The 19,563-nt window shown below is 57.5% G+C and carries 18 protein-coding genes, 2 tRNA genes and 1 pseudogene; 17 read left to right on the plus strand and 4 right to left on the minus strand.

The window, feature by feature from the left end:
• The first annotated feature begins 91 nt into the window (after positions 1 to 91).
• From DN745_RS05305 to pgl, 4 genes are read left to right on the plus strand one after another with little or no spacing between them, the layout of a single operon-like run.
• Positions 92 to 547 carry an RpiB/LacA/LacB family sugar-phosphate isomerase gene (locus DN745_RS05305; protein ID WP_111332789.1) on the plus strand — a complete coding sequence of 152 codons (456 nt, stop codon included), beginning with the start codon at positions 92 to 94 and terminating at the stop codon, positions 545 to 547.
• Positions 548 to 591: 44 nt separating this feature from the next.
• Entirely contained in the window at positions 592 to 2,007 is a 1,416-nt protein-coding gene (gndA, locus tag DN745_RS05310) for an NADP-dependent phosphogluconate dehydrogenase (protein ID WP_111332790.1), read from the plus strand.
• Between the two features lie 49 nt (positions 2,008 to 2,056).
• The gene (zwf, locus tag DN745_RS05315; RefSeq protein WP_111332792.1) at positions 2,057 to 3,571 is read left to right on the plus strand and encodes a glucose-6-phosphate dehydrogenase; all 1,515 of its coding nucleotides are present in this window, start codon (positions 2,057 to 2,059) and stop codon (positions 3,569 to 3,571) included.
• The gene (gene pgl, locus DN745_RS05320) at positions 3,571 to 4,287 is read left to right on the plus strand and encodes a 6-phosphogluconolactonase (protein WP_111332793.1); all 717 of its coding nucleotides are present in this window, start codon (positions 3,571 to 3,573) and stop codon (positions 4,285 to 4,287) included. The genes zwf and pgl overlap by 1 nt, the downstream gene beginning before the upstream one ends.
• A gap of 317 nt (positions 4,288 to 4,604) precedes the next feature.
• On the opposite strand, the gene DN745_RS19225 is transcribed toward pgl, so the two are convergent.
• Entirely contained in the window at positions 4,605 to 5,027 is a 423-nt protein-coding gene (locus DN745_RS19225) for a hypothetical protein (protein WP_133622176.1), read from the minus strand.
• 574 nt (positions 5,028 to 5,601) lie between these two features.
• Positions 5,602 to 6,900 (minus strand): IS4 family transposase, encoded by a 1,299-nt coding sequence (locus DN745_RS05325; RefSeq protein WP_162687472.1) that lies wholly within the window; start codon positions 6,898 to 6,900, stop codon positions 5,602 to 5,604.
• A gap of 497 nt (positions 6,901 to 7,397) precedes the next feature.
• On the opposite strand from DN745_RS05325, the gene DN745_RS05330 reads away from it, so the two are divergent.
• Together DN745_RS05330 and DN745_RS05335 are read left to right on the plus strand one after the other, a co-directional pair.
• Positions 7,398 to 7,784, plus strand: a complete 387-nt coding sequence (locus DN745_RS05330; protein ID WP_111332796.1) for a hypothetical protein — start codon at positions 7,398 to 7,400, stop codon at positions 7,782 to 7,784.
• A 158-nt stretch (positions 7,785 to 7,942) separates the two neighbouring features.
• Positions 7,943 to 8,113: pseudogene (locus tag DN745_RS05335) on the plus strand (class I tRNA ligase family protein); the annotation flags it as partial.
• Positions 8,114 to 8,242: 129 nt separating this feature from the next.
• Here DN745_RS05335 and DN745_RS05340 read toward each other — a convergent pair.
• Positions 8,243 to 8,785 (minus strand): CbrC family protein, encoded by a 543-nt coding sequence (locus DN745_RS05340; RefSeq protein WP_111332799.1) that lies wholly within the window; start codon positions 8,783 to 8,785, stop codon positions 8,243 to 8,245.
• Positions 8,786 to 8,912: 127 nt separating this feature from the next.
• On the opposite strand from DN745_RS05340, the gene DN745_RS05345 reads away from it, so the two are divergent.
• The 6 genes from DN745_RS05345 to DN745_RS05375 all read left to right on the plus strand — a co-directional run bounded on the left by DN745_RS05345 (position 8,913) and on the right by DN745_RS05375 (position 14,969).
• Positions 8,913 to 9,293 carry an Imm10 family immunity protein gene (locus DN745_RS05345; RefSeq protein WP_111332801.1) on the plus strand — a complete coding sequence of 127 codons (381 nt, stop codon included), beginning with the start codon at positions 8,913 to 8,915 and terminating at the stop codon, positions 9,291 to 9,293.
• Positions 9,294 to 9,911: 618 nt separating this feature from the next.
• Positions 9,912 to 10,394: a DUF2004 domain-containing protein gene (locus DN745_RS05355; protein WP_162687473.1), complete on the plus strand. Its 483-nt coding sequence runs from the start codon at positions 9,912 to 9,914 to the stop codon at positions 10,392 to 10,394.
• A 91-nt stretch (positions 10,395 to 10,485) separates the two neighbouring features.
• Positions 10,486 to 10,872, plus strand: a complete 387-nt coding sequence (locus DN745_RS05360) for a hypothetical protein (protein WP_111332806.1) — start codon at positions 10,486 to 10,488, stop codon at positions 10,870 to 10,872.
• Between the two features lie 159 nt (positions 10,873 to 11,031).
• Complete coding sequence (metG, locus tag DN745_RS05365; protein WP_111332807.1) at positions 11,032 to 12,972, plus strand: methionine--tRNA ligase; 1,941 nt, start codon at positions 11,032 to 11,034, stop codon at positions 12,970 to 12,972.
• Positions 12,972 to 14,090, plus strand: coding sequence for a HEAT repeat domain-containing protein (locus DN745_RS05370; RefSeq protein ID WP_111332809.1), 1,119 nt, complete (start codon positions 12,972 to 12,974; stop codon positions 14,088 to 14,090). The genes metG and DN745_RS05370 overlap by 1 nt, the downstream gene beginning before the upstream one ends.
• A 99-nt stretch (positions 14,091 to 14,189) precedes the next feature.
• On the plus strand, positions 14,190 to 14,969 hold the full coding sequence (locus DN745_RS05375; RefSeq protein WP_111332810.1) for a TatD family hydrolase: 780 nt from the start codon (positions 14,190 to 14,192) through the stop codon (positions 14,967 to 14,969).
• Positions 14,970 to 14,998: 29 nt separating this feature from the next.
• Here DN745_RS05375 and DN745_RS05380 read toward each other — a convergent pair whose 3' ends face one another.
• Positions 14,999 to 15,454 (minus strand): hypothetical protein, encoded by a 456-nt coding sequence (locus DN745_RS05380; RefSeq protein ID WP_133622040.1) that lies wholly within the window; start codon positions 15,452 to 15,454, stop codon positions 14,999 to 15,001.
• A 259-nt stretch (positions 15,455 to 15,713) separates the two neighbouring features.
• On the opposite strand from DN745_RS05380, the gene DN745_RS05385 reads away from it, so the two are divergent.
• The 5 genes from DN745_RS05385 (at position 15,714) to DN745_RS05405 (ending at position 19,524) form a co-directional block, all read left to right on the plus strand.
• Positions 15,714 to 15,784 (plus strand) — tRNA-Gln (locus DN745_RS05385).
• 10 nt (positions 15,785 to 15,794) lie between these two features.
• A tRNA-Glu gene (locus DN745_RS05390) sits at positions 15,795 to 15,867 on the plus strand.
• A gap of 122 nt (positions 15,868 to 15,989) precedes the next feature.
• Positions 15,990 to 16,196: a hypothetical protein gene (locus tag DN745_RS05395; RefSeq protein ID WP_111332813.1), complete on the plus strand. Its 207-nt coding sequence runs from the start codon at positions 15,990 to 15,992 to the stop codon at positions 16,194 to 16,196.
• A gap of 224 nt (positions 16,197 to 16,420) precedes the next feature.
• Positions 16,421 to 18,868, plus strand: a complete 2,448-nt coding sequence (locus DN745_RS05400; protein WP_162687474.1) for a HEAT repeat domain-containing protein — start codon at positions 16,421 to 16,423, stop codon at positions 18,866 to 18,868.
• A gap of 5 nt (positions 18,869 to 18,873) precedes the next feature.
• On the plus strand, positions 18,874 to 19,524 hold the full coding sequence (locus DN745_RS05405) for a DUF192 domain-containing protein (RefSeq protein ID WP_162687475.1): 651 nt from the start codon (positions 18,874 to 18,876) through the stop codon (positions 19,522 to 19,524).
• The last annotated feature ends 39 nt before the right edge of the window (positions 19,525 to 19,563 follow it).

Here is a 19,563-nt window from a genome sequence, read left to right on the forward strand (position 1 = left end):
AGTGACTATTGGTTAGATGTGGCGTTTAGGTGCTCGGATTACTTGAGTAAATTCAGTCGTTTACGCGCGATGCTCGCGCTCGGGAGTCAAGATGCGCGTTGGAGTCGCAGCCGATCATGGGGGCTTTTATCTCAAAGAGAAGATCCGCGCCGAGCTCGAATCGGCGGGGCATCGCGTGGTCGACTTTGGCCCCGTAAGCTACGACCCCGATGACGATTATCCCGACTTCGTCGTCCCGCTGGCGCGCGCCGTGGCCGGCGGCCAGGTTGAGCGCGGCGTGGCAGTGTGCGGCAGCGGGATCGGCGCGTGTGTGGCCTCGAATAAGGTGCGGGGCGTGCGGGCGGCCACGGTCCTCGACACCTTCTCGGCCCGCCAGGGCGTCGAAGATGACGATATGAATTTGATCTGCCTGGGCGGTCGCGTGGTCGGCGCGTCGCTGGCGCTTGAGCTCATCGAGGCCTTCCTTGGCGCAGAGTTTAGCGGCGCCCAGCGACACCTTCGCCGCCTGGCCAAAGTGAAGGACCTCCTATCGAACGGGGCGCACTAAGCGCGCCACCCTCATCCACCATCATCGACGCAAAGGGGCAGGCCATGGAGCACGAAGGCTACGAATTGGGCATGATCGGGCTCGGCACCATGGGGCGAAATCTCCTGCTCAATATGGCCGACCACGGCCACTCGGTGGTGGGTTATGACCGCGATACAGACAAGGTGAAGGCGCTGCGCCAGGAGGGAAAGGGCCGCGCGATCGCCGGGGCGCAGGATCTCGCGGAGTTCATCGCGAAGTTGCGAAAACCGCGCGCGGTGATGTTGCTGGTGCCGGCGGGCGCGCCCGTCGACGCGGTCATCAGGGAGATCGCGCCGCGCCTGGACGCAGGCGACCTGATCATGGACGCGGGCAACTCCTTTTATGTCGACACCGACCGTCGCCACGCCGACCTCGGCGCCAAAGGCATCGCTTTTTTGGGCGTGGGCATCTCCGGCGGCGAATTCGGCGCGCGCCACGGCCCGAGCATCATGCCGGGCGGCTCGCCCGAAGCCTACGCGCGGGTGCGACCGCTGCTTGAGTCGGTGGCGGCGCGGGTCAATAACGCGCCCTGTGTCACCTATCTTGGGCCGGGCTCGGCCGGGCACTTCGTGAAGATGGTGCACAATGGCATCGAATACGGCGTGATGCAGATCATCGCCGAGAGCTATGACCTGCTTGGCCGCGGGGTGGGGCTTCGAAACGATGCGCTACACGCGACCTATACGCGCTGGAATCAGGGGGCGCTGGAGAGCTACCTGATGAAGATAACCTCCCGGATTTTTGCCCAGCGGGACGCGCGCGGTGGCGGCGATCTGATCGACCAGATTCGGGATGTCGCCGGGCAAAAGGGCACTGGTATGTGGACCTCGCAGCAGGCCATGCAGCTCGGCGTGCCCGTGCCCTGCATCGATATGGCGGTGGTTCAGCGGAACCTGGCGGGCGCCAAAACACTGCGTGACCAGGCTCTTGATCGACTCAAGGTTCGGCGCGCGACCTTTGAAGGCGATCGCGACGACTGCGTCACCCAGGTGCGAAACGCCGTCTACGCCGCGACGATCCTGACCTATACTCAGGGCATGGCGCTGCTCTTCGAGGCGTCGGAGGCGATGGGCTATCAGCTCAAACTCGAGGCTATTTCGGCCATCTGGCGCGGCGGTTGCATCATCCGTGCGCGCCTGCTTGAGGATATTCGAGACGCCTATCGCACCCGCCCTCACTTGCCCAATCTGCTGCTCTATCAGCCGATCGCCGACACCGTCATGAATCTGCGCACGGACCTGGCCGAGGCGGTCGCGCTGGCCGCGCGCCTGGCGATCCCCGCGCCGGCCTTGATGGCGGCGCTGGCCTATTTGGACAGCTATGCCAGCGAGCGCCTGCCCACCAACCTCATCCAGGCGCAGCGCGATTTTTTCGGCTCGCATACCTACGAGCGTGTCGACACCAGCGGCAGCTTCCACACCGATTGGCCGCGCGGATAGGCGGGCGACGACCTTGGGCGCATCCAACTATTTGGCGAGGAGCAGGGGCATGAGTGACTCGAAATATAACCCGGATCGTTCGGCAATTCTGACGATCTTCGGCGCGAGCGGCGACCTGGCCTGGCGCAAATTGGTCCCCGCGCTCTACCGATTGGCGCAGGGCGGCTGGTTGCCCGAGAACTTTCGGGTCCTGGGGCTGGGGCATACAGAGATGAGCGATGACGCGTTTCGCGAGCATCTGCGCGAGGGCGTCGAACAGTCGGTCGACGACGAGAATTTTAGCGAGGAGGGGTGGGAGGCGTTTGCCCGGACGCTTCGCTATATCGCCGGCGATTTTCTCGAAGACACCATCTATACCGAGCTCGCCGAGGCGCTCGACGCGCAGGAGAAGTCCTGGAGTGCGAAGGGGTGCCGGATGTTCTACCTGGCCACGCCGCCCTCGATGATCGACGTAATTCCGGCCAAGCTCCACAGGGCCGGGCTCGCCCAGTCGCGCCGCCGGGCCAGGATCGTGGTGGAGAAGCCCTTTGGCCGGGACTTGGAGTCGGCGCGCGCGCTCAATAAAGAGCTGACCGAGCTTTTTCATGAGCACCAGATCTACCGAATCGACCATTATCTGGGCAAAGAAACGGTGCAGAATATCCTGGCGTTTCGCTTCGCCAACGCGCTCTTTGAGCCGATTTGGGACCGGCGCTATATCGACCATGTGCAGATCACCGTGGCCGAACGCGTGGGCGTCGGATCGCGCGGCTCCTATTATGAGGGGGCCGGGGCGCTGCGCGATATGATCCAAAACCACCTGCTGCAGATCTTCTCGCTGGTGGCTATGGAGCCGCCGGTGTCCTTCGAGGCCGAGGAGGTTCGCAACCGAAAAATAGACCTGCTTCGGGCGGTGCGTCGCATTAAACCCGAGGAAGTCTCCGATGTGGCAGTGCGCGGACAATACGCCAAAGGCTGGCTGCAGGGCGAGGCGGTCGGGGGCTACCGCGCGGAACAAGATGTCGCTGAAGACTCCTCCACCGAGACCTACGCGGCGATGAAGCTCTTCGTGGATAATTGGCGCTGGCAGGGCGTGCCGTTTTATCTGCGCACCGGAAAGCGCCTGCCCCAGCGCGCCTCCGACGTGTCGGTCCACTTCGCCCAGGTGCCCCATAACTCGTTTCCCGCCAACGCCTCGGCGGGCTGGGAGCCCAATCGCATCGAGCTGCATATCCAACCTGAGGAGGGCATCGACCTGCGCTTCCAGGCCAAACGCCCCGGCCTCAAGATGCGCTTAAGCCCCGTGCAAATGCGTTTCTCCTACAAAGACGCCTTCAAGGATCGCTCGCCATTTGCCTATGAGACGCTGCTATTGGACGTCATCAAGGGCGACGCGACGCTCTTTATGCGCGCCGACCAGGTCGAGGAAGCCTGGGCGATCATGGCCCCGGTCCTAAGCGTCTGGGGAGAGAACCCGGCCATGGACTTTCCAAATTATGCCGCCGGCACCTGGGGCCCCGAGGCCGCAGAGGCGCTCATCGCGCGCGACGGCCGAAGTTGGCTTAGCCCCTCAGGAGGTCTGTGATGCTCGACGTCTTTGATGATTTCGACGCGATGAGCCGGGCGGCCGCCGAACTCTTCGCTGACCGCGCGCGCCAGGCCGTGCGCGCCCGCGGTCGCTTCGCGGCGGCGCTCGCCGGCGGCAGCACTCCCACCCACACCTACGAACTGCTCTGCCGCCAGCCTCACCGCGAGCGCATCCCCTGGGAAGACGTACATATCTTCTGGGGCGACGAGCGCTGCGTCGCCGCCGACGACCCCCGCAGCAACCAGCATATGGCTCGTCAAGCATTCCTCGACGCGATGCCCGCACAAATTCACCCCATCGACGGCGCCCTCGCGCCCGATGTCGCCGCCCTCAAATACGAATCCGAACTTCGCGCCTTTGCTCATGGTGACGCTGGCTTTCTGGACCTTGTCCTCCTCGGACTCGGCGAAGACGGCCACACCGCCTCGCTCTTTCCCGGCGATGCCGCGCTCAACGAGGCCCAACGTTGGGTGCTCCCCGTCGCCCCCACGCCCAACCGACTCGCCCGCATCACCCTCACACCCCCGATCATCAACCACGCTCGCCAAATCGTCTTCCTGGTCAGCGGCTCCAGCAAAGCCGATATCCTGCGCCGCGTCCTCGAAGGCCAAGGCAACGAGGATGTTCTGCCCGCCCGCCGCATCCAACCGACAAGCGGCGAGCTGCGCTGGATGGTCGAGCGCAAAGCGGCGGCGAATTTAGCGGGGAGGTGAGGGCGACGGTTTGTTGTTGGAGCGCGGGCGGCCCGCCCGCCTTGGGCAAAGCCCAACCTCGCGCGCAAGGCGACGCGAGGTCGCTATGACTCCGTCAAATGAAGGCATCAACGATAATAGGAATCAGACCCACAGAACCCCGGAATATCGTCTCGTAACCATTGACACGCTTGTCTTTCTTTTAAGAGACCCTCAAATGCTCTAAGCGCATCGTGAGTCCAATCTTCTTTAGGTGCTACCTCTTCCAGAATATCAATATTTTTAAAGCTATCCAATTGCTTTTGAGCGCGCAGATATATCGCGATTCTCGACGCAATTCATCTTCTGAACATCAGGTTGATATCCTTTTCTTCAACCTCAATAAGCTGTTCTCTTATCAATGGAATCGCGCCATAACCCTCTCTCGACGGAGATCTATAATCCGCGCCGGGTTCAAGAAATATAAACATTCCAATATGATAGACGCCTAAATCCCATAATTTATAGTCTGGTTTTAAGATGTGTTTGAATTCTGAATTTCTATGCCCAAAGAGCGGTTCCCTTTCTTTGGTGAGTTGCTCTTTGAAGGAAGATGCAGCAATGAGGGCTCTTCCTTTTTTCCAGGTACTTATATCGTGTTCCAGCTTGACGACATGAAGGACGAAACTTCTAAGATACTGCTCATTTTTAGGGGTGATAAAGAACTTTAGATAACATTGTGAATGGTAAATATTCTCCAATATCTTTGCATTTTCAATCAACTCCTGCGGGATTTGATTACTACGGTGTGAGCACAATTAGACGTGCGTCTGCTGCGTCGAGAACAAGCTGGACTGCGTTGCCACTTCCTCGACGATGCTCTGGCATCGCCTCGTCGTGTCGCCTTGTCCAGCCCGCTCTCGAACTTCGCATCCATCACCGTCTACTTATCCTCACGCCGTAGTAAGATTCGAAATGCTATGTTTAGCCTCGATTTTTAAAGAAATACCAAGTTTTTTTGTGATTAATTGGTTTAGTTCTTCAGATTTCATTTTAAAATCGTGTTCGATTTGTTGTAAGTGTTCAATGGGTTATTATAAATCGGAGCCAGGGCATCCTTGCCCTGCTTTGGCGCAAGCCCAGCCTCGCGCGCAACCAACCTCGCGCGCAAGGGGAGGGGAGCCGCGCGTTTGTAAAAATACGACCGCGCGCCCCAGCAAATCTCACCGCGTCGATAAGCAGCGCCATCGCTCGCCCGGCAACCTTTTTTTTGCTGCGCCGCCTCACAGCGGTGACATTTCAAATGACCGGCCGGTGTTGCATCACCGGAACGCCTTTGGCGGCACTCGTGTTCGGTTAAGCCGAAACCTCCTCAAAAGCGACCGTATCGGGCTTATGAGCCAGGGGAATCGCTGATAGGATGTCGTGTGAACCGGGTCTATTGCGATTGGGATCCGCAGCTTCGGCCGTCATCAGCTTGAACAAATCAATCCGGCGCGCTCCCCGTTTCTGGGCGATATGGAGCAATATTACGGTGGCGAAGTCGCGAAAAACCGCGTCCATGCGCTGGGCGGGATAGGTGCGGCCAGGGTTAATTTGGCGCAACACCTGTAAAAACGCGTTGGAGAGCAAAAGTGCGAGGATGGACGCGTAAATAAGCGCCTTGACGACTTCGGGTTTTGAGCTGGGAATCTGATTGAGACGCATCGTCGTTTTGAGCCGCGTAAACAATAGTTCGACCTGCCAGCGCAACCGGTAGGTCTGGGCGATCTCGTCGGCGCCGAGGGTTTCGGGGCCGATATTGGTAAAATAGAGGTGGTATTGACCGGTTTCGGCATGTTTTTGGCCGACCAAGCGCATACGCATTTTCGCGGTTCGACTGCGACCGCGATACTTTCGAAGCTTCACGGGGACTTCGACTTCAACATCAATAATGCGGCGCTCAAGCCGCGCCAAGACGTCTTGGAGCTTCTGGCCGACTAAATTGATAGAGTTCCCCGCCACCCGCTGGTGGGAGGCGACGATGCGCGGGTTTGCGTTGGACTTGGCGCGGCTTAAGAAAAACCCGCCCTTTTTGGCGATGCGCCTGAATAAATGAAAATCGTAATAGCCCAGGTCGACCATCAGCAGGCAATTTTTGACCCACGAACCGACGGTCTTCCACGGGCCGATATCAGCCCGGGTCTGGCCGGTCATTTTAACCGAATTGGCGGTGCCTGACACGACGTTTGTGACCATATGCAACTTGGCTGCAGCCTGGCCAGGCTGAGTCGACGCCCATCTGTGGGCGAGCATCTGATGAAGCCCGATGACGGTCGAATCCAGCGCCAGAAGCTCGCTGAAGCCGTCGAGGCGCTTGGCCGCGTTTTTGGTGATCGACTTCTTCTGCACCGCCAGCCTCCAGTCGACCAACCGTTTGATGAGGTCGGCCAGCAAACCGGTCAGCCGGTCGTGGAATGACGAACGGGCAATCGTGATGGACGCGACCTGCTGAAAGCGGCGCCTCAGCGAGGCGATGGTCCGTTTAGAGCCCGCCGGAAACCCCAACACAAGCGTCCAGACGAGCATGACTGGGTCGACCTTGCGCTCTCGCACGACGACGCCGAGCGCCCGCGCATACTTTTCGATGACAAAGTCTGGAAGAAAGGTTGTCAAAAACTCGAGAGTTTGTTTAGAATCGATGTGCGCCATCATAGCTCCTTTTTTGTTCGTGTAACGATCGACTAATCGCACCATGAACATGGGAGATATGATGGCGTTTTTCAATGTCTGACGGAGTTTAAAGCGAGGGGTGGGGGCTTAACCGATCACGAGTGCCTTTGGCGGTGAGACGCAGGTCGGAGCATACCTTACGTGCCAGGGCGTCGGCGGTGGCGTGGTCTTCGATGGATTTGATCGTCTCTTTTCGCTCGTCGAGCGATATGATTCTCTACTCCTGTAGATTCTTTGTCGTCTCAGCGAGCATGTGCGGACCAAGGGAATTAGAAATGGTTCTCTGAAAAGGCCGAGACAGGGCGAGCGGCCATTAAGCGGACGAGAGAAATATGAGTTATGATATGGCTGAGAAAAGTTGCGCGCGCGGTATTAACCGTTCAGGCAGTGTGAAAATAGAATTATGACCCTGCGAGAACTTCCAGAAACCCCACTGAATTATGACAAATTTCAGAAATAAAATCGAAGCACAATTCTCATTTCTAAACCTTCCCGATGAGGAGTTAAGAAGTGCTGAACACTCAAATTCAGGACATGATATTTTGGTCTATGATTTGAAGGATTCAAATTTTGATATCGTTTTCTATAAGGACTTTGATCGATATCAGGTTCAATTACTTCCGAAGAATCATGCGAGCGGTATCGATGCTCTGGTTCTTCTTTGGGTTATTTCTGAACAAGATAAGTTTCTGAATGCTTCGGAAACAATGATTCGGGATTCCATGGAATTCTATTGGGAGGAGCTTCAAGCTATTTTAAGTCCGGAAAAGATCGAAGGCACTATTAATGCTGCGAAAAGTGCGAAGAAAAAGTATTTCGGGCTCTAATTTAGGTGCCGTAGCGAGTGGACTCAACCCCCCTATGCCGCCCAGACCTTGCCAAAATTCAACCCACCCACTAAGAGCCAACGCGTTCGCATAGGGCTTATTGCGCCTACGTATCTGCAGCGCGCCTCGCTCGCTCCAAACTATCCGAAGAGTAAAAAATGGCTGATTTTTATATTTCGACACCGATCTATTACGTCAACGGCGCGCCCCATATCGGGCACGCGTATACGACGATCGTCGCGGATGTATTTGCGCGCCACTATCGCCAGCGCGGCGATGAGGTCTTCTTTTTGACCGGCACCGACGAGCACGGGCTCAAGGTTCAGCGCGGATTGCTCTTCCGACGTCGTCGTCGCAACTAAGTCGACGATGATGGATGCGGACTGAAAAGCGCCGCCCCGGCCACGCAAATCGCGTGGCCGGGGCGGCGCTTTTTGTTGAGCGACCTAATATTCTCCTCAGTCACAGTCCTGATAGCCACCCACGGTGCTGCATTTCGTGCAGCGGAACAGATAGGCAACCGGCGAGCCATCCTTGTCGAGGGCCTTGAAGAAGTCTTCCCATTCGCCGCCCGAGAGTCCCGTTGAGTCTTGGATGGACAGAATAGCCTGGGGCCCGTGAGCGGCGAGTTCGGCGTGCCCGGCCTGGCCAATAAAGGCGCCGGCGTCGCCGCAATGCGTCCACCATTGCTCTTGCTGCCATCCGATAAACCCGGGGGTACGGAACGCGACCTCTTCGACCACATCCTCGGAGACCTCTTCACAGCCGTCGCAATCCCCAATGCCATCCTCATCGGTGAAGCTCGCGTCGAATTTCGCATGCGCCGAACCGTCCGCGATACACCAGGGACACAGCGCCTGATCGAGCTCTTCCTCGGCGTAAACGGGACCCACGTACATATAGCCCCGCGATTCGCCGCAGCATTCGCATTCGTCCTCTGACTCGATGATGCTGCCCGAGGCAATGGGGTCGGGGTGGTATTTGAAGTTGGGTAAATTCATGGTGCCTCCTATTTGAAATTATGACGTGATAAAAACTATGAGCAGCTATCATTTTGGGCGCGGGGGGGAATCTTCAATCGCCCAAATTAACACACCCGCCCAAGAGGTCGGCACTGATTAGGACGCTATGGAAATTCAACTTGAGATTCGCAATATAAAAATCTCGGAACAACGAGATGAAGGCTATAGGATGCTCTTCTTGGGCGACCATGAAGACGAGCGCCATATAGAAAATTACCTAATTTTACAGAGAGCCTATGATTTCGATGACCAGGATAGGCGTTTGGGTATGGACAGTTATTATATCGAGTATAACGGCCCAGAGAACGCGGGCTATGGCGTGTGTGAGCGGGTCGTCTTTGATGGAAGGGTACTCAACTTCGAATTCCCTTCGACGACGGAATCCGAGATTGAAAGTATCGTTCTGACTTTGGGGCCAAAAAACTATGACGAAGCGCGGCTCAGGAGTTTTTTGGAGAGTATTCTTGGGGATACTTTAGAGGCTTAGGGCCCGTTCAGGCTCATGACTAATCACAAATATATCGCGCCAACCGGCCGCCACGTGGGGCGAAAGCCCAACGCTCTTGCAGGGCTATGCTCCGCCCTTCGGGCCAAGGCCCGGCGTTCCGTATTGAGCCTATAAAAAAATGACAGAAAATATTGAGCTTTATCCCGCTGCTGAGACGGTCTTTAAGGACCCCGCATTGGGCGTCTATTTTAGACCGCGGCTCACATTTGAGACCACAAATTGCGAGCAAATTTATAGGGTTCACTTGCTCGGAACCGACGGGTTAATTTGTGCCAACGTGTTCAAATATTTGGAACATAATTTCTTTGGTTTCAAATACGACGACGGACTCTACGACTTCTTGGGCGACCTGCGGTCGGTAAGCACGATATACTTGTGACCAATCATGAGGGTCCGACTCCAATTGCGCGAAATAAATAGGAGCCTGGGCATCCCTGCACTGGTCGCCGCAACGCGGCGAAAACGCACAAATATCCCCCTGATAAGTTGCCCCACATATGTCGCGCTATTGCGCAATTGGGCTTGCGCCCAGACAGGTTAAGATGACCGGCCGCCAATTTTCAAAACCGAATAGGCATAAAAATAATGATTTACAGATTGCCATATTTTGAAGAGCTCGATCTGACACAATTAGATGAATATTATGATGTTGAGATTAAACTGGGCTCAGATGAAATTAAGATTGACCTGAATTTTGAAGTCGAAGAAATCGACCCGGGTTCGATGGATCTCGTCAAGAGATCCATCGAAGATATTGAGTCTCAAGATGCCAAAAATCGAGCGCATATTTCATCCGATTTTTATTCCGAAAGCGCGGGCACTGTGAAGTCTTTTATGAAATTTCATATCGACGAAATAGGGAGCGCATTATCTGGGATTGTCGACTTCGACGACACATCAAAGAGTTTTGACCAACAATTGATGGAGAAACTCAAGCTGGTTCGGATGGGCTTTTATCCCCAATATAGCACGGGCTTTATTGTCTTTGATTATATCGTTGGCCGCGAAATTTCGGACGAAATCGTGGTGGTGAATATCGATAGGCAGGGCGAGCTCATCAATATCGCCTGGGAGAGCTAGGCGCGGCGGGGATATTACGGGCGCTCTCTAAAATTGGAGGCGGGCCATCTTGGCCTGCCTGGGCGATAACTCCCCAAAAGACATCTAAACCATGACAGATTTCAGACATAAAATCGAAGAAGAATTCTCCTTCCTAAACCTTCCCGAACAGGCGTTAAGAAGCGCCGCGAACTCCAATTCGGGACATGATATTTTGGTCTATCATTTGATGGATTCAAATTTTGATATCGTCTTTTATGAAGACTATGACCGCTATCAGGTTCAATTTCTTCCGAGAGATACTGCGAACGGTATCGATGCCCTGGTACTTCTATGGGTTATCTCTCAGCAGGATAAGTTCCTGGATGCTTCGGAGGCCATGATTCGGGATTCAATCGAATTCTATTGGGAAGAGCTTCAAGCTATTTTGATTCCGGAAGTGGTCGAAGCCACTAGAATGGCGGCCAAACGGGCGAAGAAAAAGTATTTCGGGCTCTAGTTTTAGGATCATAGCGGGTTGGCACAACCGCTAAATAGCGCCCAGACCTTGCCAAAAATCCGCCCACCCACTAAGAGCCATCGCGTTCCCACGGAGCGTTTTGCGCCTATTATCTGAGCGCGCGTTGCTCCCTCCAAATCTATCCGAAGAGTGGAAATAATGGCTGATTTTTACGTTACGACACCGATCTATTACGTCAACGGCGCGCCCCATATCGGGCATGCGTATACGACCATCGTCGCCGATGTTTTTGCGCGCCATTATCGCCAGCGCGGCGATGAGGTCTTCTTTTTGACCGGGACCGATGAGCATGGGCTCAAGGTGCAGCGGGCGGCCGAGGAGCAGGGGATTTCGCCTCAAGAGTTGGTCGATACGAACTCGGCGAAATTTCGCGATTTATTCGCGAAGCTCGAGCTCACCCATGACCGCTTCGTGCGGACCACGGAGGCCGACCATAAAGACGCGGTGGTCGAGATGGTGCGGCGGATGAAGGCGGCCGGCGATATCTATCTGGACACCTACGCGGGTTGGTATTCGGCCTCGGACGAAGCCTATTATTCCGAAGATGAGATCGAGGATGGCAAGGCCATTGAGTCGGGATCGGCGGTGGAGTGGGTCGAGGAGAAGAGCTATTTCTTCCGGCTGAGTAAATACGAGCAACCGCTTATTGAATGGTATAATTCTCAGGATATTCCGGTGCGCCCCAAGGCGCGGCGAAACGAGATCGCGGCGTTTGTCGAGGGCGGGCTCAACGACCTGTCGATCAGCCGAACGACCTTTAATTGGGGCATCGAGTTTCCCGAAGACCCCGAGCACGTGCTCTACGTGTGGGTCGACGCGCTGACCAATTATATCACCGGCATCGGCGGCTTTGATGAGAAGGGCGAGCCGGCAAAATTCTGGCCGGCGGATCTTCACCTTATTGGCAAGGATATCCTGCGCTTTCACGCCGTCTATTGGCCGGCCTTTTTGATGAGCGCCGGGGTGGAGCTCCCGAAGCAGGTCTTCGCCCACGGGTGGTGGACCGTCGACGGGCAAAAGATGAGCAAATCGCGCGGCAATTGGGTCGACGCCTTTGAGCTGGTCGAGCAATACCCGCTCGATCTTTTGCGCTACTTTATGATCCGCGAGATCCCGCTGGGCAGCGACGGCAATTTCGTCCAGGAGCGCATCGTCGAGCGCAACAACTCCGAGCTCGCCGATAACCTCGGGAACCTCGTTAATCGCACGACCAAGATGATGCAGGGATTTTTGGGCGGCACGGTGCCGAAGTCGGTTGAGACGGATGTTGAAGCCGATGTCTCGCTGCGCGAATGCGCCGCCAAGACGCTCACCGAAGTTCGCGACTCTATGGATAAGCGCGAGCCGCATCACGCGCTTGAGTCGATCATGCACCTGGGCAACGAGCTCAACCAATATATCCAGTCGACCCAGCCCTGGAAGGCCAAAAAAGAGGGCGATTCCGAGCGGGTCGAACAGATTCTTTATCACGCGCTCGAGGGCATCCGCTGGATGGCCGTGCTCGTGCAGGCGTTTGTGCCGGACGCGGCGGCCAAGATCCTCGTGGCCTTCGGGCTCGACCCGGTCGAGGGTGCGCGTCTGGATGCGCTCCAGTGGGGCGGTTTGCCGGCCGGAAATACCATCACGACCCCGGACGTACTCTTCGAGAAGATCGAGCTAGACGTGCCGAAGCCCGTTGAAAAAGAGCCGAAGAAAAAATCCAAGAAGAAGGGCGATAAGAAGATGAACAAAGATGATGCGGAGGGCAGCGGCCTGATCGAATTTGGCGACTTCCTCAAGGTGAAGATGGCCGTCGGACGCATCTTAAGCGCCGAGCGGGTCGACGGGGCCGATAAGCTGCTTAAATTGTCGGCAGATGTCGGCGAGGACGCGCCGCGTACCATCGTCGCCGGGTTGGCGCTGGCGTTTGAGCCCGAGGACCTGGTCAACAAGCAGGTGGCGATGGTCGTGAACCTGAAGCCTGCGAAATTATTTGGCATTAAATCCGAGGCGATGGTGTTGGCTGTTAAGGACGCCGATGGCGGACTTGAGCTGGCCTTTTTCTCCGATAATATCGTGCCCGGGACCCAAATTTCCTGATGAGCTATCGCTATTTAGCAGATATTCATAACCCGCAGACGCGGATCGCCGAGTTCGAGTTTCGCCTGCGCGAGGGCACCCCGCTGGAATGTCGGCGGGTCGTGCTCGAGGCGATGGCGGATGTGTATCCGCCGCTTCGCCATCAGGCGGGGCTTCAGGCCGCAGAGATGCGCGATGAGGCGTTGAATAGGGTGCTGCGGGCGCTGGCGGTCGGGGATGCTGAAGCCGCCGTTGAGGCGGTGGTCGCGATGGGCCTGGACGCCAATTGCACCCCGGCGCCGGTCGCCGCGGTGCGCCAGGTCGCCTGCATGGGGCTAGAAGGCGCGCCGGATGCGCAGAGCATCGCCGCGCTGATGCAGGCCGGCAGCGATGAGGACCCGGATGTGCGCTACCGCGCGCTCATCGTCCTGTATGAGCTGGGCGCGACGGGCGAGGCCTTCGCCGACCTGGTGGCTCAGCGCCTGATGGACCCGGACCCCGAGGTAGTGGTGGTCGCCGCTCAGATCGTGTCGCATTCGGGCTGGGCCGAACTGACGGGACTCCTGGTCGCGCAATGGCGCAAGCTACACGGCAGCAATAAGTTTCAGCTCGCCCTGTGTTTGAGCGAGCTGGTCGCCGAGTCGCAGGTCTCGCTTGAGCGGGACGTCTTAGACGCGATCGTTGACCAACTTTTGGCGGCTCTCAAAGATGAGATCACCACGTCAAGCGCGATCCACGCGCTCCAAAAACTGCGAGTAACGCGCGCGCGCGCGCCCCTTGAGAAGATTGTGTCCGGGTGGTTTACCCATCCGATCATGAAGGTCGAGGCCGCCGCCGCCCTCTATATGCTGGGGAGCCCGGCGGGCGAGAAATACCTGAAGAAGGCGCTGGGAAGCTCGCGCAAAGATGCGCGTGGCTACGCGCTGCGCACGGTTGGGCGTCTGCGCATCGAGGAGTTTTTCAGCCAATTGCAATTTGTCGCCCGGAGCCCAGAATACCATGCTGACACTGCGGTGCTCGCACTGGCCGATTACGGCGGCGAGGACGCACGCGCGGTGCTCGCCGAGGTTGCGCTGAACCACGCCCAGCACGAAGTTCGCTCGCTGGCCGCCAAGATGCTCGACGAGTGGAATACCTGAGCAGGCTCCCGCTTTAGACGTCCGCGCGCGCTCTTATCGGGGGCGCTCCGCGGTACACCCCCAAACACCACGAAAATCGAATAGAGTAAGGATTAGGCGATGAATTTGATCGACACCCATGCGCATCTCGACTCCCCGAAGATCTATGCGCGCCTCGACGAGGTGCTGGCGAACGCCAAAGAGGCGGGCGTCGACCGGATCGTGACGATTGGCGCGAGCCGCGGGATGGACTCGAATCGGCGGGCGCTTGAGATCGCGCGGCAATACGATTGGATTCGCTGCACGATCGGGCTGCACCCGCACGACGCCGAGAGCGCCGACGAGGCCACGGTCGAATTGTTGCGCCGTGAGTTCGCCGGCGACGCGCAGGTCGTGGGGATCGGTGAGACCGGGTTGGACTATTTTTACGACAACGCGCCGGTCGACAAGCAAAAGTGGGCGTTTCGCCAATTCCTGGAGATGTCCAAGGAATTTAATAAGCCCGTGATCATCCATAGCCGCGACGCCGACGAAGATTGCATCGCGATGCTCAAAGAGACCGGGGTGACCGGCGGCATTCTGCATTGCTTCACCGGAAGTCGGTGGATGGCCGAGGAGCTGTTTGAGCTCGACTTCTATCTGTCGTTTTCGGGGATCGTGACCTTTAAGAGCGCCGCCGAGTTGCTCGAGATCGCGCGGGACACGCCGCTGGAGCGAATCCTGGTGGAGACGGATTCGCCGTATCTGGCGCCGATTCCGCATCGCGGGCGGCCCAATGAGCCGGCGTACTTGCGCCACACGGCCGAGAAGATCGCTGAGGCGCGCGGGATGTCATTTGAGGAGTTCGCCCAAGCAACCACGAAGAACGCGTCGCGCGTCTTTGATTGGCCGCTGACCTGATGGTTGGCGTTTGGGGCGGGGAAGGGCGCTCAACTTGCCGGCGGTTGTTTTGAGCGGCCGCCGTGCGGGAGCTTTCGAATCGTGCGCTGCCCCTCGTCGGTCAGCTCGGCCCACATGGTGCGATTGTCGGCCAGCTTCGGGAAGAACGCGCGAAACGCCTTGTCGTCGGTGTAGAAGGTGCGCACGGCCTGATAGTCGAGCGTCTTACCCACCGGCGAGCGCTTCATCTCGGAGACATTGCTCATATAGACCTTGCGCATCATCTCGCTGCAGCGGTGCACCCACACCGGCGTGTGCTCGATCGAGGCGGCGCTCGCCTTGACCTCGGCCTGCTCCTCTTCTTTGTCGAGCGTTTGGCGAGCGGCTTCGATATCGCGCATTAGCTCGCGATAGAGGGTGTCGACAAATTTGCTCTCCCCCGACAGCTCGATATTGATCCCGTGAAAGCTGAATTCAAAACGTATCGACTCATCTGCGCCCATCATGTTGCTCCACTTAAGAGGTGTTTCAGCCTGAATAATGCGTTAGATGCCTATTTCGCGCAACCTGAAAAGGGGCGTGAAACCGGCCTGGGGAATCCCAAACGCGGGTCGGATAGGGTTTTGAAAAAAAGAATGCACAAATTGATAAAAAGTATATTGACACCAAGCCAAGGTATGCTTATAAACCTCCTCACTTGGCGACGAGCTAAGTAAACGTTTTGCCAAAACCAGATGGCAAGATGAGCATACAAAGAGAGATTCTTCGGGAATCGTCTAATGGCAGGACATCTGGTTCTGGTCCAGAGAGTCAGGGTTCGAATCCTTGTTCCCGAATTCTCTTTGTGGCCCGTTCGTCTAGAGGTTTAGGACGCTGGCCTCTCACGCCGGTAACACGGGTTCGAATCCCGTACGGGCTATTGTGAGAAAAGGGTCGTCGAGACCGAGTTTGGTATCTCGGCGGCCCTTTAGTTTTAGTTGAGTTTTTTAGAGTAGATATAGGCGATTCGCCTATCCATCTTGATAGATTTGGAGAACCATCATGGCACGTAAGCCCGCGAAAATCGCCAGTCAAAAACGTGAGTCGGACGCAAAGAAAACCTGCACCGAGTGCGATTCGATCATGGAAATGACCCGCATGATGCGCGACCAGGGTCCCAGCGGAATGTACTGGGTCTGCAGCAACTACAAATGCGCGACGATCGTCTCCAAGACCGGCGTTAAGCTCGAAGCTCTTAAATTGAGCTAATCGCGACCCGTCGCACGAAATAGATTCATCGAAATGGCCCGCTTCTGCGGGCTTTTTCGTTTTGATTTGTGAATTCTTCGATGCAGCGCTAAAACTTCGTGGGGAGGCAATGGAATTTAATGGCCTTCCACACGTCTTATATAGCGAACGCCCGGGATGATTATTTTCGGGCGCGTTTGAGCGACGCATTTTTCGCGTCGAATTTTGCGGCGGAATCTGCGAGAGTGCCGATTCCGTCGAGATTCCTAAAGAAGAAGAACCCCAAAGAGAGTTGTCTGATGCGTTTTAACTTCCAGACCGGCCTCGGTCGCCGCGATAATTCCTCGTCTGATACCAATACCTGTCCCGCCGCAACGTCGCGGCTTGGATGGCGACGCGGACTGCGCAATGGGCTGGCGCTTGCGCTCGCGACGGCTTGTTTTGGGGTAGGCGCACCGGCGTTCGCAGAGGGCGGCAGCGTTCGCTATTCCTATGAGCTCATCGAATTGGGCGGCGATAACGAATACGGCCTGGTCCCGGTGAGCGAGCAGAAGAAGTTGTCGGGGAAGCTGAGTAAATCGAAGGTCTTCGACGCCTTTAAGCTGCTCAAGGCCAAGAAGAAGACGACCTACGGCAACTCCAGCATCAAGATAACTGGAAATCTTCCGTCAAAAGCCAAGATCTCGGTGACGATCGACCCCTCCAAGGCCAGCGCGGGCTTCGCGCCGATCATCATGGCGGAGACGGTCTATACGCTCACCGAATTAGGCGTCGACGGCGTCGAGTTCCCGGGGCATTTCGACGGCAAGATGGTGCGCGCCGACGTTCCCTTCTACGCCTATAGCTTGACGCTGCCGCTGTTGAACGCGCTGCCGCTCAAGGACTACTCGGGCGCCCAGGTGCTCTTGCCCGACGGCACGCTCATCCCCGCGACGCAGTTTAATAAGCGGTGGAAGGCCAAGGACGCCGAGCTTGAGAAGGCGCTCTTTAGTTATCTGAAGAGCTCCCAGGACTTCACGGTGCTGCGCGTGCTCGCGCTGCTTCCGAAGTTGAAGGTTGATTTCCGCGATGAAGTGATTCCGTTGCTCGACGCGAAATCCCCGAGCGTGCGCGCCCGCGCGCTTAACACGCTCGAGGGCAATCGCGAGGATGCGCCGGTGCTCGCCGCGGTTGAGCGCATGATGAAAGAAGATAAGGACGCAAAGATCGCGCGGTCGGCCGCCGAGTTCCTTGGGAAGTCGAAGTCCGCGAAGGCTTCGGTCAACGAGCCGCTTTATCTGCTCGAGAAAGGCTCCGAGAAAGAGTCGGTCGCCGCGCTCAAGTCGCTTGAGAGTATCGGCAATAAGAACAAGGCCCTGAAGTCGGCGATCGTCGACGCCGTCGTGTCGCACCTGGTGGACAAGCGGGCAGCGGTCGCGGCCGCGAGCTCCGACGCCCTGCAGGCGCTCAACGCCGACGCCGAGCAGATCGCGGCGCTCGGCAACGACAAGATTGCCGCGGAGCTTCGCCTGAAGATCGCTCGGGAGTTGGCGGGCAAGAGCGCTGCTTCCTCGGCGATCGTCGGTTACTCCTACGTCGGCAATAATCTGAGCGAGCGCGACGCCGAGTTGGCGATTCGTAAGCTTGGCGACATTAAGGGCGATGACGCGCGCAAGGCGGTCGAGACCTTTCTGACAGCCGATACCAAGCGCAAGCGCCTGGTCGCCGGTGACGTTCTGGCCGCGCGCGGCGACATCGCGTCGATGCCCGCATTCTCGGCGGCGATCGCCAAAGGCAAAGACGCCGATGAGCTTGAGGCGCTTGCCTATACCTTGATGGCCGCGCAGCCGGTCGCCACGGTTTTGAGCCAGAGCGACTCCAATAATAAGAGCACCAAGCGCGTGGCCTACCGCGCGCTGGGTGAGTTGGCCGTGAAGTCCGGCGGAAACGCCCAGGTCAAGGAGAAGTTGAGCCGCGGCGCGAGGAGCTCCGACGCCGATATTCGCGGCGCTTCGGCGAGCGCCCTGGGCGCGTTTAAGTCCAAAGACGGGCTCGAGACGCTCAAGAGTTTGGCCGCTGATAAGAGCGCGAAAGTGCGCGCCGGAGTGGCCAACGGCCTGGCTTATTATAAGGATGGCGAAGGTTTCGAGATCCTCGAGAAATACCTCGATGACTCGGCTCCGGAGGTCGTCGCCGCGTCGCTCGACGCGATGGCCGCGCGCGCCGAGGCAGCTAAATGGGATAAGATCCGTGAGCTCACCGAAGCCAAGGACGCGGGCGTGCGCTCCAGCGCGTTCGCGGCCCTCGGGACGCTGGTTTCCTCGGAAGATAAGAAGGGCGTCAACGACGTCATCAGCCTTCTCAGCGGTGCGGTGTCGGACTCGGACCGCCAGGTGCAACTGACCGCGCTCGAGCAGCTCGCCTCGCTGAAGGATTCGAAGGCCACGACCGGTATCGCGATCCTGCTCAACGCCAAAGAGCCGGAGCTCCGGGTTGCCGCGGTCGAAGCGCTCGGAAAGACCGCCCAGCCCAGCGCGATCGACCTGGTCGTAAGCGTGCTGGATGACTCGAACCCCGATATCCGCCGCGCCTCGATCGAAGCGCTGGGTGAGCTCAAGGCGAAGGCCGCCAAGCCCCAGCTTCAGGCGCGTCTCAAGACCGAAGAAGATGAAGACCTGAAGATCCTCATCAAGAAAACTCTGGGTCGTATCTAATGGCGATGCTCAAGATTTATTTTTCACGCGTCATTCTGGGTCTGCTGGGCGTGCTGCTCGTGGCCCAGGTGGTCGCGTGTAAGAGCGATGACGCCATGAGCGCGGTGACGCAGGCTGATATCGGCGCCCAGAAGGCCAGCGGGCTCAATGGGCTTGGCGAGAGCTGTGTCACCGTGAAGGATTGCCCGAGCTATCTATCCTGCGAGAACGAGGTCTGCGCGATGCCGCCTTCTTTGAAGGATTCCGTGCCCGAGAATACGCCGACGCTCCAATTTCTGGGCCCGCAGAGTGCGCCGGTCGGGACGTTTTATCTCGAATTGGCCATATCGCCCGATGAGCACGAAAAGGGGCTGATGTACCGGCGCGAACTCCCCGATGATTGGGGGATGCTCTTCATCTATCCAGATGAAGGGATGCGCAGCTTTTGGATGCAGAATACCTATATCCCGCTCGATATGATCTTTATCGACGCGCGCGGCGAGGTGGTTCATTTTCTCGAGGAAGTCGAGCCGCTGACGCGCACGCCGCGCCGCTCGGAGCGCTACGCCCGCTATGTATTGGAACTGCGCGGGGGCAGGGCGGCCGAGATTGGCCTGAAGGTTGGCCACCGGGTGACGCTGAATCACGTCGACGACAAGCATGACGTCAAGCCCTGAGAGCGGTCCACGAACCGACGACATTGCGCGCCTATCCCT

This window comes from Bradymonas sediminis (assembly GCF_003258315.1).
GTDB classification, from domain to species: Bacteria; Myxococcota_A; Bradymonadia; order Bradymonadales; family Bradymonadaceae; genus Bradymonas; species Bradymonas sediminis.

What these genes read in the sequence shown, in the direction of transcription:
- DN745_RS05380 (WP_133622040.1), bottom strand. Translation starts at nt 15,454, where the DNA reads ATGATGGGCGCAGATGAGTCGATACGTTTTGAATTCAGCTTTCACGGG.
- zwf (WP_111332792.1), top strand. Translation starts at nt 2,057, where the DNA reads ATGAGTGACTCGAAATATAACCCGGATCGTTCGGCAATTCTGACGATC.
- DN745_RS05360 (WP_111332806.1), top strand. Translation starts at nt 10,486, where the DNA reads ATGACAGATTTCAGACATAAAATCGAAGAAGAATTCTCCTTCCTAAAC.
- gndA (WP_111332790.1), top strand. Translation starts at nt 592, where the DNA reads ATGGAGCACGAAGGCTACGAATTGGGCATGATCGGGCTCGGCACCATG.
- metG (WP_111332807.1), top strand. Translation starts at nt 11,032, where the DNA reads ATGGCTGATTTTTACGTTACGACACCGATCTATTACGTCAACGGCGCG.
- DN745_RS05395 (WP_111332813.1), top strand. Translation starts at nt 15,990, where the DNA reads ATGGCACGTAAGCCCGCGAAAATCGCCAGTCAAAAACGTGAGTCGGAC.
- DN745_RS05370 (WP_111332809.1), top strand. Translation starts at nt 12,972, where the DNA reads ATGAGCTATCGCTATTTAGCAGATATTCATAACCCGCAGACGCGGATC.
- DN745_RS05340 (WP_111332799.1), bottom strand. Translation starts at nt 8,785, where the DNA reads ATGAATTTACCCAACTTCAAATACCACCCCGACCCCATTGCCTCGGGC.
- DN745_RS05345 (WP_111332801.1), top strand. Translation starts at nt 8,913, where the DNA reads ATGGAAATTCAACTTGAGATTCGCAATATAAAAATCTCGGAACAACGA.
- DN745_RS05405 (WP_162687475.1), top strand. Translation starts at nt 18,874, where the DNA reads ATGCTCAAGATTTATTTTTCACGCGTCATTCTGGGTCTGCTGGGCGTG.
- pgl (WP_111332793.1), top strand. Translation starts at nt 3,571, where the DNA reads ATGCTCGACGTCTTTGATGATTTCGACGCGATGAGCCGGGCGGCCGCC.
- DN745_RS05305 (WP_111332789.1), top strand. Translation starts at nt 92, where the DNA reads ATGCGCGTTGGAGTCGCAGCCGATCATGGGGGCTTTTATCTCAAAGAG.
- DN745_RS05330 (WP_111332796.1), top strand. Translation starts at nt 7,398, where the DNA reads ATGACAAATTTCAGAAATAAAATCGAAGCACAATTCTCATTTCTAAAC.
- DN745_RS05375 (WP_111332810.1), top strand. Translation starts at nt 14,190, where the DNA reads ATGAATTTGATCGACACCCATGCGCATCTCGACTCCCCGAAGATCTAT.